We start from the raw sequence: 12,350 nt of genomic DNA on the forward strand, positions 1-12,350 counted from the left end.
GCGGGGCGGCCACGCTCGGAGGGGCCGGGCGGACGCGCTCGGAGGGGCGGGGCGGCCACGCTCGGAGGGGCCCGGCGGCCACGCTCGGAGGGGCCGGGCGGACGCGCTCGGAGGGGCGGGGCGGCCACGCTCGGAGGGGCCGGGCGGACGCGCGCGGAGGGGCCCGGCGGGCCCCTCACACCGCCAGGTCCACCTCACGCACCCGCTCGAACACCGGCTCCCGGTCCGTCCCGGTGAGCAGATACGCCTGTGCCTCGCCCACGTGGAAGTACAGCCCGTGCAGCTCCAGACTCCCGGCCTCGAGGGCACCGGCCACGGACTCGTGGGCGCGCAGGTGCTCCAACTGCTGGACCACATTGGTCAGACAGAGCCGCTCCACCGCGTCCGCCGCGGCTCTCCCCGCCAGTCGAGCCGGGGGCGCGCTCGCGTCGTCCATGCGCTCCAGGCTGGGCCGCCCGTGCCGCAGCCACCGTCCGAGCGGGGTGCCGTCGCCGGACGCAGAGGAGCCGAGCAGCGCCTGCATCGCACCGCACCCCGAGTGCCCGCAGACCGTGATGGAACGCACGGCCAGCACGTCCACCGCGTACTCGATGGCCGCGGCCACCGAGTCGTCACCGCTCTCCTCACCGGGCGCCGGCACCAGGTTGCCGACATTGCGCACCACGAACAGGTCGCCCGGACCACTGGAGGTGATCATCGAGGTGACCACCCGGGAGTCGGCGCAGGTCAGGAACAGCTGGGTGGGCCGCTGCCCCTCACGCGCCAGCCGGGCCAGCTCCTCGCGGACCAGCGGGGCGGTGTTGCGCTGGAACGCGCTGATGCCGCGCACGAGTTGCAGCCCTCCGATGCCGGGTGATGTGGCGTCACCGGTGCCGGAAACGTGGGTAAGTGCGGGTGGGTTGTTGACGGGTGCGGGTGCGGGTGCGGGTGCGGTGCCGCCTGCGGCGGGGGTGAACTTGTCGTCGGATGCGTTCCTCTCGTCGGGCGGCGGGTTCACCGCTGGTGGGCGTTCGCACTGGTGGTTGCGCCAGGGCGTCCAGGGGCGGCAGCGGCAGTCGGCACCGGAGGGTGCACGTCCGGCGGCACCGTTCCGCGCGGCCGCGCCGCGGGCGGGATCGGCGGCGAGGACGGCGGGTTCGGCGATGCGGACGCCGGGCCGGCGGCCGGTGATCCGCACGGTGCCTCCGCGTGCGGTGTGGGTCTGGTGCCAGTCCTGCAGCGTCTCGTAGGCGGCGTGGTCCATGAACGACCCGTCCAGCGCGACGACGGCGTTCGCCCCTTGGGGCACCAGATGCAGGGCACGGCTGAGCCGCGGCACCGCGAGGAACGTCAACTGGCCTCTGACATGGACGTGATGGACTCCTCCCTCCTCTTCGTGCGTGATACGGGTGCGGGTCAGCCGGTGCAGGGCGACGCCGACGGCCACGGCGATGCCCAGCGCCACGCCCTCCAGGACGCCGAGGCAGATCACGCCGAGGGTGGTGACGGCGTAGACCAGGGCCTCCCGGTGGCGGGTCACCGTGCGGATGTGGTGCAGGGACACCATCCGGATGCCGACGGCCATCACCAGGGCGGCGAGCGAGGCGAGCGGGATGAGCTCCAGGAGCGGGACCATCAGCAGCGCGGCGATCACTATGAGAACGCCGTGCAGCATCGTGGAGTTCCGGCTCACCGCACCCGCCCGGACATTGGCCGTGGTACGCACGGCGACACCGGCCACGGGCAGCCCGCCCAGCGAGCCGGAGACGATGTTCGCGGCTCCCTGGCCGAGCAGTTCGCGGTCCAGGTCGGAGCGCTTGACCGGGAGGGGGCCGGGGCGGGTGCCGACCAGCTTGTCCGCCGCGACCGCGCTCAGCAGCGACTCCACACTGCACACCAGCGTCGTGGTGAGCACGGCCGCGATCAGCCCGAGCACCGGCCCCTCGGGCAGCCCGGCCAGGGCGTGGCTGCTCCAGGACGGCAGGTGGACCTGGGGCAGCGCCAGCCCGGCGAGCGCGGCGACGGCGGTGGCACCGGCGACGGCGACGAGCGCGCCCGGGACCTTGCGCAGCCGGTCTCCCGCCCGGCCGGGGATTCTCGGCCACAGGAGCAGCACAGCCAGGGTCAGCACGCTGACGGACACCGCGTCGGGGCGCAGCTGCGCCAACTGAGCGGGCAGCGCGCGGAGGTTGTCGGGGACGGAGCTCTCCGGGGTGCCGCCCAGGGCGATGTGCAGCTGGGCGACGGCGATGGTGACGCCGATTCCGGCGAGCATGCCGTGCACGATCGCGGGGCTGACGGCGAGGGCAGTACGGGCCACCCGCAGGCTGCCGAGGGCGAGTTGGACGAGACCGGCGAGGACGGTGATGGCGCAGGTGGTGCGCCAGCCGTAGTGCTGGATGAGGTCGGCGGTGACCACCGTGAGTCCGGCGGCGGGGCCGCTGACCTGCAGCGGAGAGCCGCCGAGGCGTCCGGCGACCAGTCCGCCGACGGCCGCGGCGACCAGACCGGCCTGGAGCGGGGCGCCCGTGGCGAGGGCGATGCCGAGGGACAGGGGGAGGGCGATCAGGAAGACCGTGATCGAGGCCGAGAGATCGCTGCCCGCGATGCGGAAGCGCCGGCGGCCCGGCGGGGGCGGGCTGTGCGGGGGGTGGGTGCGCTCGGTGGGCTTCGAGCCGCGGGCATGGGCGGGGACACAGGCGGACATGGTTCCCGTCTCCTCGGGGTGTGGAATCGCGGACGGCGGGATGCACCAGCTGGGGACAAGGGCAGAGAGAACAACCGAACTGAACGAACTGCTGACTTCAACAATCAGTAAACGAATCGCAATTCAGAGTAAAGACCAAACCACGACTTTCATGGCAAATGGATGAATGAATCCCTCTGTCGGGTGAAGCAGCCCTTTCATCGGCTTGTCGTATTAATTCCTTCTCGCTCCCGTGCGAGCTTGGCGGAGATCGCCCTCAGCAGGGTTGGCCCGAGAGAAGGAAGAAGGTGGACGGATGGCCGCCACCCGAAAAATCGCCGCGGGCACTGTGATGGCCGCGGTCGGCGCCGCCTCCCTCGCCGGCTGCGGCTCCGGCTCCCAGAGCAAGGCGAAGCCCGCCCCGGCGCCGAAGAACGTGATCCGGCTGATCGGCGACGGCTCCACCGCCTACACCGGTGCGCAGCCGCATCTGCCCCGGCCCAAGAGGCTCAAGCCGGGCGAGAAACCACCCCAGTTCGTGGTGTTCTCCTGGGACGGAGCGGGCGAGGACAGCCAGAACCTGTTCTCCCACTTCCGCCGGGTCGCCCGGGAGAACAACGCGACCATGACGTACTTCCTGAGCGGTGTGTACATGATCCCGGAGGACAAGCGCGATCTGTACCGGCCGCCGCAGCACTCCCCGGGCCGCTCCGACATCGGCTTCAACGACCGTCAGGGTATCGCCGACACCGTCGAGCAGCTCCGGCTGGCGTGGCTGGAGGGCAATGAGATCGGCACCCATTTCAACGGGCACTTCTGCGGCGAAGGCGGTGTCGGCGAGTGGTCGGTGGCGGAGTGGAAGGACGAGATCGCCCAGGCGAAACGGTTCGTCAAGACCTGGAAGACCACCACCGGCATGACGGACGCCTCGCCGCTGCCCTTCGACTACGACAAGGAGCTGATCGGCGCCCGGACCCCATGCCTGGAGGGGCAGAAGAACTTCAGGAAGGCGGCCCGCGACCTGGGCCTGCGCTACGACACCAGCGGCGTCAACAACCAGGTCTGGCCGAAGAAGCGGAAGGGCCTGTGGGACCTGTCGATGCAGCTGGTGCCGTTCCCCGGCCGCAGCTACGAGCAGCTGACCATGGACTACAACTTCATGGTCAACCAGTCGGGCACCAACACTCAGGGCGACCCCGGTAAGCACAGGCTGTGGGGCGACCAGATGCGTGACGGCCTGCTGCAGGGCTTCGAGCGCGCCTACCACGGCAACCGCGCACCACTGATCATCGGCAACCACTTCGAGTCCTGGAACGGCGGCACCTATATGCGGGCCGTCGAGGAGGTCATCGAGACGGTGTGCAACAAGCCCGACGTGCGGTGTGTCTCCTTCCGGCAGCTGGTGGACTGGCTCGACGCCCAGGACCCGAAGGTGCTGAAGAAGCTGCGCACGCTGGACGTCGGCGAGGCCCCGGAGAAGGGCTGGAAGTCCTTCCTCGAGGCCGGCCCCGCCCCGGCGCCCAAGGGCGTGCCCGGGGCGCAGGCGGCGAAGGACTGACGAGGGGGCGCGAAGGCGAAGGGCTGAGGTGGGGGGTGGGGGCGAAGGGCTGAGGTGGGGGGCGCGGTGTGTGAACGACTGACGCGTGGGCGCGGTCGTCACGCGCCGGCGGTGACGCCCGCTCCCGCACCCGCCCCCGCGCCGGCGCCCGCCCCTGCTCCCGCGGTCTCGCTCTCGCCGAGCACGAAACCGGGGTCGACCTGCGCGGCCAGGTCGATTCCGGTGCGTTCGTTGCCCCAGGAGCGCGCGTTCTTGAGGTGGAAGTGCACCATCTGGCGGGTGTAGCGCTCCCAGTCGCGCAGCTCGTACGTGGCGTCGGCGGCCGCCTGCAGCCGGCGCAGGGCCTCCCGGTTGGGCTCCTCCAGGAGGCGGAAGCGGGGCGGCCGGCCCTTCTCCATGGCCCGGACCCAGTCCGAGTGGCCCACCGTCACCAGCAGGTCCTCTCCGACCTCGTCGCGGAGGAAGGCGAGGTCGTCCGGACCCTGCACCTTGTTGCCGACGACCTTCAGGGTGACGCCGTAGTCCTGGGCGTACTCCTTGTACTGGCGAGAGACGGAGACCCCCTTCCGGGTCGGCTCGGCCACCAGGAACGTGATGTCGAAGCGGGTGAACATGCCGGAGGCGAAGGAGTCCGAGCCCGCCGTCATGTCGACCACGACGTACTCGCCGGGGCCGTCCACCAGGTGGTTCAGGAACAGCTCCACCGCTCCGGTCTTGGAGTGGTAGCAGGCGACCCCCAGGTCGGCGTCCGTGAAGGGGCCGGTGACCATCAAACGGGCGGCGCCGCCGTCGAGTTCCACCGGGCGGGCGCAGGCCTCGTAGACCGGGTTGTCCTCGCACACTCGCAGCAGCCGGGAGCCCTCGCCGGGCGGGGTCGTCTTGATCATCGTCTCGGCGGAGGCGATGCGCGGGTTGGTGCCGCGCAGATAGTTCTTGATCAGGGGGAGGTGCTCGCCCATCGCGGGCAGCTGAGCCGCCTCCGTCTCGTCGAGGCCCAGCGCGGCGCCCAGGTGCTGGTTGATGTCGGCGTCGACCGCGACGACCGGGGCGCCCTCGGCCGTCAGATGGCGGATGAACAGGGAGGACAGGGTCGTCTTGCCGCTGCCGCCCTTCCCGACGAAAGCAATTTTCATGTTCACCAAGCGTAGTGCGGCGATGACTGTGGGTGGCAGGCGGGCGTGAAGAAGACCACTCCATCGTGGGGTGGGCGCGCGGGGTGCGTAGGGTCGTACTCATGAGTACGACAGGCGCGTCCGCCGACCCGCTCGCCGCCCTGGCTTCCCTGCCCGGCGTGGCCGACTCCGTGGAGTCCGTGCGCAAGGCTGTCGACCGGGTCTACGGGCACCGGGTCATGCGGCGGCGAAGCAACGAGATCACCTCCGAGGCGGCGCTGCGCGGCGCCCGTGGCTCGGCGGCGCTGGCCGGCGCCGACTGGGCGCTGGAGGAGGTGCGCCGGCGCACCGACTTCAGCGGTGACGACGAGGCGCGCACCATGGGCGCGGCGCTGCGGCTGACCGCCGAGGCGGGGCAGCTGCTGTCCGTCTGGCGCCAGTCGCCCCTGCGGGTGCTGGCCCGGCTGCATCTGGTCGCCGCCGCGGACAAGGCGGAGCAGGTCGGCCGCCCGCGCAAGGAGAGCGAGCCGGTCGACGAGCCGCTGCTCACGCTCGAGCTGCCCGGCGCTGCGGAGATGCACGGGCGGCTGGACGGGCTGGCCGAGGTGATCATCGCGGGCGGTTCCGCTCCGGCGCTGGTGACGGCCGCGATCGTGCACGGGGAGCTGCTCGCGCTGCGGCCCTTCGTCTCGCACAACGGCCTGGTCGCGCGCGCCGCGGAACGCATCGTGCTGGTCGGCAGCGGACTCGACCCGAAGTCGGTCTGCCCGGCCGAGGTGGGCTACGCGGAGCTGGGCCATGAGGTGTATCTGGCCGCGCTGGAGGGCTATGTCTCCGGGACGCCCGAGGGTGTGGCCGCCTGGATCGCGCACTGCGGCCGGGCGGTCGAGCTGGGTGCGCGCGAGTCGACGGCCGTCTGCGAGGCGCTGCAGCGCGGCGCGGCCTGAACCGGCCCGACCGCGCCGGGCGCAGAGCCTCCCGGCACCGTGACCTGAGCGCCGAGTGCACCGCCCCCGGCACACCAATGCGGCGGTACGAGGACTCGTACCGCCGCTGGCATGTCCACCGGGTTACCAAGCGTCCTCGAACAATTGCCCATCAGGTCGGGGACTTTGCCCGTCACCTGGTGCGGCTGGCCCGTAATCGACGGGTCGACGTCGCGTGGGTGCCCGGTTTCCATGCTCGGTCCGTGGGGCCAATTGCGTTCCGAAGGTGATCCTTTCGGATTCCCTTGGTCTCGCGGGCCGCTAATTCCTTTGTACTCCAGGACCGAAGCCAACGGAAGGGTTGGCTCTGCTTCTTTACTTTTAGGTTCAAAGAGGAGCTAAACGGACGCGGGCCGGCGCCGGCTGGCGTACCAGACCAGACCGGCGGTGGCCGCGGCGGCTCCGACGGCGACGGCCGCGATCAGGGCGGGCCTGGCCGGCACGGAGAACGCGGGCAGGCGCTGCTTGAGCCGCACGGGCCGGTGGAAGTCGAGAATCGGCCACTCGCGGGCGACCGCCTCGCGCCGCAGCGCGCGGTCGGGGTTCACCGCGTGCGGGTGGCCCACCGCCTCCAGCATCGGCAGGTCGGTCGCCGAGTCGCTGTAGGCGTAGCAGCGGGCCAGGTCGTATCCCTCGGACTCGGCCAGCTCGCGGATCGCCTCGGCCTTCGTCGGGCCGTAGGCGTAGTACTCCACCTCGCCGGTGAAGCAGCCGTCGTCGCCCACGACCATGCGGGTGGCGACGACCCGGTCCGCGCCCAGCAGCTCGCCGATCGGCTCCACCACCTCGGCGCCCGAGGTGGACACGATCACCACGTCCCGGCCCGCGGCGTGGTGCTCCTCGATGAGGGTGGCGGCCTCGTCGTAGATGATCGGGTCGATCAGGTCGTGCAGTGTCTCGGCCACGATCTCCTTGACCTGCTGGACGTTCCAGCCACGGCACAACGCGGACAGGTACTTGCGCATCCGCTCCATCTGGTCGTGATCCGCGCCTCCCGCGAGGAAGACGAACTGGGCGTATGCGGTGCGCAGCACAGCCCTGCGGTTGATCAGGCCGCCTTGGTAGAAGGACTTGCTGAACGTGAGCGTGCTCGACTTCGCAATGACCGTCTTGTCCAGGTCAAAGAAGGCGGCTGTGCGCGGCAAGGAGTGGTTTTCCACGCTCCTGAGCATAGGCGCACCTCATTCGGCGTAAGGTAGGGCGCGTGGGTTTGCCTGAGAGGGCTCTCGGGTACACCATGGAAGTCACGGATCGTTCGCGCGACCGTGCTAACCCGGCCCGACTCCTCCCCCCCCGAGTCGGCCGTGGGGACGACCCCCGCTCTCCCCCCCGGCGGGGGTCGTCGCATGTCCGGGTGGGTTTTTCTCGTTCCGATGACGGCCTTGATGGTGGCCGGGTGTCCGCTGCAGACCCTGCGTTGGCATGTGCACGACCCGTTACTGTGGGTAATTCTCGGGCTGCGCTGCGGGTCCGGTCCGGAACATGAGCCGCACTCACCTGTACGGGTGAAGGCGATATTCACAACGGCGGACTTGTCCACAGTTTTCAACCAAGATCCCCTTCCATTCCCCGATCCCTGCACCGTGATTCCTGCGCGCCCCGCATGCGGCGAGTTCTCTGCCCGTTCCGTTTGCCGGGGTCGCGTTTGGCCGGTTTCTGTCGGCCGTCCATAAGACGGCCCTTGCCGGTTCTTCACAGGTTTGGGAATCGCGGGGCCGCAGGGGCTGCGCGAGACACGCAGCGAAGGGGGACGACCATGACCGGAACCGTCACACACGATCCGCCGCCCGCCGCCGGAGGCGGCCGCCAGAGCGGACCGCTGATCGTCACCGAGGACGCACAGCTCCTCGACGACCTGCTGCGCCTGTGCGCGGCGGCCGGCGCCACACCGGAGGTCCACCACGGCGTCCCGGAACCGAGGGGCAGCTGGGAGGCCGCGCCCCTGGTGCTCGTCGGCGACGACGCCGCACGGCGCGTCCGCGGTGCCGCCCGCCGGCGCGGCGTGGTGCTGGTCGGCCGCGACCAGGACGACTCCGGGGTCTGGCGGCGCGCCGTGGAGATCGGCGCCGACCATGTGCTCATGCTGCCCGACGGCGAGCAGTGGCTGGTCGACCGCATCGCCGACGTGGCCGAGGGCGTCGGACGGCCAGCCCTGACCGTCGGGGTCATCGGCGGCCGGGGCGGGGCCGGCGCCTCCACCCTGGCCTGCGCCCTCGCCGTCACCTCCGCCCGGGAGGGGCTGCGCACCCTCCTCGTGGACGCGGATCCGTTGGGCGGCGGCCTCGACGTGGTCCTCGGCGGCGAGACGGCGCAGGGGCTGCGCTGGCCCGCGTTCGCCGCCTCACGGGGCCGGGTCGGCGGCGCGGCGCTGGAGGCGTCGCTGCCGGAACTGCACTCGCTGCGGGTGCTCAGCTGGGACCGCGGGGACTGCGTGGCCGTCCCGCCCCAGGCCGTGCGCGCGGTGCTGGCGGCCGCCGGGCGCGGCGGCGGCACGGTCGTGGTCGACCTGCCGCGCCGCGTCGACGAGGCGGTGGCCGAGGTCCTCGCCCAGCTCGACATCGGGCTCCTGGTGGTCCCGGCCGAGCTGCGCGCCGTCGCCGCGGCCAAACGGGTGTCCTCCGCCGTGCGCATGGTGCTGCGCGATCTGCGCGTGGCCGTGCGCGGGCCCTACGCACCCGGCCTCGACGACCACGAGGTGGCCCGGCTGCTCGACCTGCCGCTCGCGGGCGACATCCCGGTCGAACCCGCCCTGCAGCGCCCCCACCAGCCGGCCCGGCCGCCCGCGGCCTCCGGGCGGGGACCGCTGGCCCGCTTCTGCAAGGAGTTCTGGGAGCGGGCCCTGGTGGAGGCGAGGACGGCATGAGGACCACGATCACTACGACCACATCGCCTCCGGCCGGACCCGGTCTGCCCGACAGCCGGCCTGACGGCCGGCCCGATGGCCTGCCCGAGGGACTGCTGGACGAGGTGCGGCGCCGGCTGGCGGAGAGCGGGGCCGAGCCGACGCCCGCCCGGGTGGCGCAGGCCCTGCGCGAGCAGGGGCGGGTGCTCGGCGACGCGGAGATCCTCCGGGCGGCCGAGCGGCTGCGGTCCGAACTGGTCGGCAGCGGCCCGCTGGAGCCGCTGCTCGCCGACCCGGCGGTGACCGACGTCCTGGTGCCGGCCCCTGACCGGGTCTGGGTGGACCGCGGCCGCGGTCTGGAACTGACCGGCATCCGCTTCCCGGACGCGCTGGCCGTGCGCCGGCTCGCCCAGCGGCTCGCCGCCGTCGCCGGCCGCCGCCTGGACGACGCCCGCCCCTGGGTGGACGCCAGGCTCCCCGACGGGACCCGGCTGCACGCGGTACTGCCGCCCGTGGCCGTCGGCAGCGCCTGCCTGTCGCTGCGGGTCGTGCGGCCCCGCGCCTTCACCCTCGACGAGCTGACGGCGGCGGGCACCGTGCCACCGGGCGGTGACCGGGTGCTGCGGGCATTGATGGACGCCCGCCTGTCCTTCCTGGTCAGCGGCGGGACCGGCAGCGGCAAGACGACCCTGCTCAGCGCGCTGCTCGGGCTGGTCGGGCCGGACGAGCGCATCGTCCTGGCCGAGGACTCGGCGGAGCTCCGGCCCGACCACCCGCACGTGGTGCGTCTGGAGACCCGGCCCGCCAACCAGGAGGGCGCCGGGCTGGTGACTCTGGAGGACCTCGTGCGCCAGGCGCTGCGGATGCGCCCCGACCGGCTGGTCGTCGGCGAGGTGCGCGGCTCGGAGGTGGTCCACCTGCTGGCCGCCCTGAACACGGGCCATGAAGGCGGTACGTGCACTGTCCACGCCAATGCGGCCGCCGATGTACCGGCCCGCCTGGAGGCGCTGGGCACGGCCGCCGGGCTCGACCGCCTCGCGCTGCACAGCCAGCTGGCCGCCGCCGTGTCAGTGGTGCTGCACCTTGTCAGGGACCGGGCCGGGCGGCGGCGCATCGCGGAGGTGCACGTGCTGGAGCGCGACCCGTCCGGCCTGGTGCGGACGGTACCGGCGCTGCGCTGGGGAGCCGGGGGCTTCGTCCAGGAGCCCGGGTGGGAGCGGCTCCGGCGGCTCCTGCGGGACCGGAGCGGGGGTGGCCGGTGAACGCGGTCACCGAGGTCTCGACGGGGCTCGCCGTGGCCTGCCTGATGAGCGCGGCCTGGCTGGCGGGCGGCCGGCAGGCCGGTGCCCGGCGGGCACGGCTGCTGCTGGCCGGCGGGGGAGCGGTGGGCGGCGGACCGACAGGCAGGCCCGTGGTGCTCCGGGAGTGGGAGCGCATCACGGGGCGGCTGCACGGGGAGTGGTGGGCGCTCGTCGCCGGGGTGGTCCTCGCCGTGCTGGGCGCCTCGGTGCTGCCGCTGGTGGCGGGGGCGGCCGGGGTGCCGGTGCTGCGCCGCCTGCGGCTGGCGGCCCTGCGGCGCCGGGAGCGCGACCGGCGCGGGGACGCGGTGATCGCGTTGTGCGGGTCGCTCGCCGGTGAGGTGCGCGCCGGTCGGCAACCGGGCGAGGAGCTGCTGCGGGCCGCGCTGGACTCCGGCGGGCTGGGCGACGCCCAGGCGACGGTGCTGGCGGCGGCGCGGTTCGGCGGTGACGTCCCCGGGGCGCTCGCCGCGGCGGCGCGGCAGCCGGGGGCGGAGGGGCTGCGCGGACTCGCCGCATGCTGGCGGGTCGCCGTGGACCAGGGCGCCGGGCTCGCGGACGGACTCGACCGCCTGGAGGCGGCCCTGCGCGCGGAGCGGGACCAGCGCAACGACCTGCGCGCCCAGCTGGCCGGGGCCCGTGCCACGGCGGTGCTGCTGGCAGGCCTCCCGGTGCTCGGCCTCGCCCTCGGTGCCGCCCTCGGCGCCGACCCGCTGCACATCCTGCTGCACACCCCGGCGGGACTCGGCTGCCTGGCGGCCGGCGCGGTGCTGGAGGGCCTGGGGCTGTGGTGGGTGCGGCACATCATGCGCGGGGCTCAGGAGCGTGCGGCATGAGCGGCGACGTTGTCCACAGGCTGGGGATGGTCCTGGGCGTCGCGGCGCTGCTGGGCTGGGCGGCCCGGTGGCTGTGGCTGGTCCGGCGGGAGCGGGGAGCGCGCCGGCGGCTGGCGGAGTTGGTGGCCGGCGGGCGGGCGGCGGCCGTTGCGCGGCGCAGAGCGTGGCGATCCGCCGGGCGCTGGCTGCCGTCGGCGGGTGTGGCGTGCGCCGGCTGGGTGCTGGTGGGCGGTCTCGCCGGGGTCGCGGCCGGACTGGTCTGCGGGGCCGGACTGTGGCGGTGGCGGCTGCGGCAGGAAGCGGCCGGCACGCGGCAGCGGGCCCGGGAGGCGGCCCTGGCGGAACGCCAGCTCCCGCTGGCCGCCGCCCTGCTGGCCGCCTGCATCGCGGCGGGCGCGGGCCCCGTGACCGCCGCGCAGGCCGTGGGAGAAACCTTGTCAGGACCGGTCGGCGATGCGCTGGCGCGGGGCGCGGCCGAGGTCCGGCTCGGCGGCGAACCGGCCGCGGCCTGGCAGCGCCTGGCCACGCTGCCGGGCGCCCGGCCTCTGGCCCGGCTGCTGGAACGGGCTGGCGTCTCCGGACTCCCGCTGGCCGCTCCCGTCGCCCGCCTCGCCGCCGAGACCCGCGCCGAATGGGCGCGGGCGGCGACGGCACGGGCCCGCAGGGCGGCCGTCATGGTCAGCGCACCGGTCGGGCTGTGCTTCCTGCCCGCGTTCGTCGCGGTGGGCGTGGTGCCCGTGGTGATCGGGCTGGCGGGCGGGGTGCTGGGAGGGGGTGGTCGGTGACGGCTCCCGGCGGGGGCGACGAGACACGCGGGTGATCGACAGGCCGGCTGACAGCCGGCAGGCAATCAGCGAACAACAGGACCTTTCTTCACGGGGGTTGAGATGAACCGGATGAATCGAGCGGTACGGGCACGGCTGCGGGCACTCACGGGCTGGGTGCGTACAAGGCGGAAGGACGCCGGGATGGTGACGTCCGAGTACGCCATGGGCATCGTGGTTATCTTGGGTTCCTGACTTCCTTCAGGCATGTAAGGCAAGTATGGTGATC

9 protein-coding genes and 1 pseudogene are annotated in these 12,350 nt (G+C 73.2%); 7 read left to right on the forward strand and 3 right to left on the reverse strand.

The genetic code is table 11. The features are described 5' to 3' along the window. Positions 1 to 175 precede the first annotated feature (175 nt). A complete protein-coding gene (locus ABD207_RS28850) occupies positions 176 to 2,686 on the reverse strand; it encodes a SulP family inorganic anion transporter (protein ID WP_344016167.1) in 2,511 nt (836 codons plus the stop codon). A 295-nt stretch (positions 2,687 to 2,981) separates the two neighbouring features. Between ABD207_RS28850 and ABD207_RS28855 the strand changes: the two genes are divergently transcribed. Further along, positions 2,982 to 4,223, forward strand: a complete 1,242-nt coding sequence (locus ABD207_RS28855; protein ID WP_344016168.1) for a polysaccharide deacetylase family protein — start codon at positions 2,982 to 2,984, stop codon at positions 4,221 to 4,223. 98 nt (positions 4,224 to 4,321) lie between these two features. Here the strand turns inward: ABD207_RS28855 and ABD207_RS28860 are convergent, their stop codons facing one another. Beyond that, on the reverse strand, positions 4,322 to 5,356 hold the full coding sequence (locus ABD207_RS28860) for an ATP-binding protein (protein ID WP_344016169.1): 1,035 nt from the start codon (positions 5,354 to 5,356) through the stop codon (positions 4,322 to 4,324). Positions 5,357 to 5,457: 101 nt separating this feature from the next. Between ABD207_RS28860 and ABD207_RS28865 the strand changes: the two genes are divergently transcribed. Continuing rightward, positions 5,458 to 6,282 carry a Fic family protein gene (locus tag ABD207_RS28865; protein ID WP_344016171.1) on the forward strand — a complete coding sequence of 275 codons (825 nt, stop codon included), beginning with the start codon at positions 5,458 to 5,460 and terminating at the stop codon, positions 6,280 to 6,282. A 377-nt stretch (positions 6,283 to 6,659) separates the two neighbouring features. Here the strand turns inward: ABD207_RS28865 and ABD207_RS28870 are convergent, their stop codons facing one another. Next, positions 6,660 to 7,493, reverse strand: a complete 834-nt coding sequence (locus ABD207_RS28870) for an HAD family hydrolase (protein WP_344016172.1) — start codon at positions 7,491 to 7,493, stop codon at positions 6,660 to 6,662. Between the two features lie 584 nt (positions 7,494 to 8,077). On the opposite strand from ABD207_RS28870, the gene ssd reads away from it, so the two are divergent. The 5 genes and pseudogenes from ssd to ABD207_RS28895 form a co-directional block, all read left to right on the forward strand. Then, positions 8,078 to 9,184: a septum site-determining protein Ssd gene (gene ssd, locus ABD207_RS28875; RefSeq protein ID WP_344016173.1), complete on the forward strand. Its 1,107-nt coding sequence runs from the start codon at positions 8,078 to 8,080 to the stop codon at positions 9,182 to 9,184. Further along, positions 9,181 to 10,425, forward strand: a complete 1,245-nt coding sequence (locus ABD207_RS28880) for a TadA family conjugal transfer-associated ATPase (RefSeq protein ID WP_344016174.1) — start codon at positions 9,181 to 9,183, stop codon at positions 10,423 to 10,425. The genes ssd and ABD207_RS28880 overlap by 4 nt, the downstream gene beginning before the upstream one ends. A gap of 44 nt (positions 10,426 to 10,469) precedes the next feature. Further along, positions 10,470 to 11,297, forward strand: a complete 828-nt coding sequence (locus ABD207_RS28885; protein ID WP_344016193.1) for a type II secretion system F family protein — start codon at positions 10,470 to 10,472, stop codon at positions 11,295 to 11,297. Next, the gene (locus ABD207_RS28890) at positions 11,294 to 12,082 is read left to right on the forward strand and encodes a type II secretion system F family protein (protein WP_344016175.1); all 789 of its coding nucleotides are present in this window, start codon (positions 11,294 to 11,296) and stop codon (positions 12,080 to 12,082) included. Before ABD207_RS28885 ends, ABD207_RS28890 begins: the two co-directional genes overlap by 4 nt. Positions 12,083 to 12,193: 111 nt before the next feature. Further along, positions 12,194 to 12,298: pseudogene (locus ABD207_RS28895) on the forward strand (DUF4244 domain-containing protein); the annotation flags it as partial. Positions 12,299 to 12,350 lie beyond the last annotated feature (52 nt).

This window comes from Streptomyces thermospinosisporus, assembly GCF_039526425.1.
GTDB classification, from domain to species: domain Bacteria; phylum Actinomycetota; class Actinomycetes; order Streptomycetales; family Streptomycetaceae; genus Streptomyces; species Streptomyces thermocarboxydovorans.

Excerpts from the sequence above, each read along its gene's own strand:
- ABD207_RS28850 (WP_344016167.1), bottom strand. The coding sequence starts at position 2,686 with ATGTCCGCCTGTGTCCCCGCCCATGCCCGCGGCTCGAAGCCCACCGAG.
- ABD207_RS28855 (WP_344016168.1), top strand. The coding sequence starts at position 2,982 with ATGGCCGCCACCCGAAAAATCGCCGCGGGCACTGTGATGGCCGCGGTC.
- ABD207_RS28860 (WP_344016169.1), bottom strand. The coding sequence starts at position 5,356 with ATGAAAATTGCTTTCGTCGGGAAGGGCGGCAGCGGCAAGACGACCCTG.
- ABD207_RS28865 (WP_344016171.1), top strand. The coding sequence starts at position 5,458 with ATGAGTACGACAGGCGCGTCCGCCGACCCGCTCGCCGCCCTGGCTTCC.
- ABD207_RS28870 (WP_344016172.1), bottom strand. The coding sequence starts at position 7,493 with ATGCTCAGGAGCGTGGAAAACCACTCCTTGCCGCGCACAGCCGCCTTC.
- ssd (WP_344016173.1), top strand. The coding sequence starts at position 8,078 with ATGACCGGAACCGTCACACACGATCCGCCGCCCGCCGCCGGAGGCGGC.
- ABD207_RS28880 (WP_344016174.1), top strand. The coding sequence starts at position 9,181 with ATGAGGACCACGATCACTACGACCACATCGCCTCCGGCCGGACCCGGT.
- ABD207_RS28885 (WP_344016193.1), top strand. The coding sequence starts at position 10,470 with ATGAGCGCGGCCTGGCTGGCGGGCGGCCGGCAGGCCGGTGCCCGGCGG.
- ABD207_RS28890 (WP_344016175.1), top strand. The coding sequence starts at position 11,294 with ATGAGCGGCGACGTTGTCCACAGGCTGGGGATGGTCCTGGGCGTCGCG.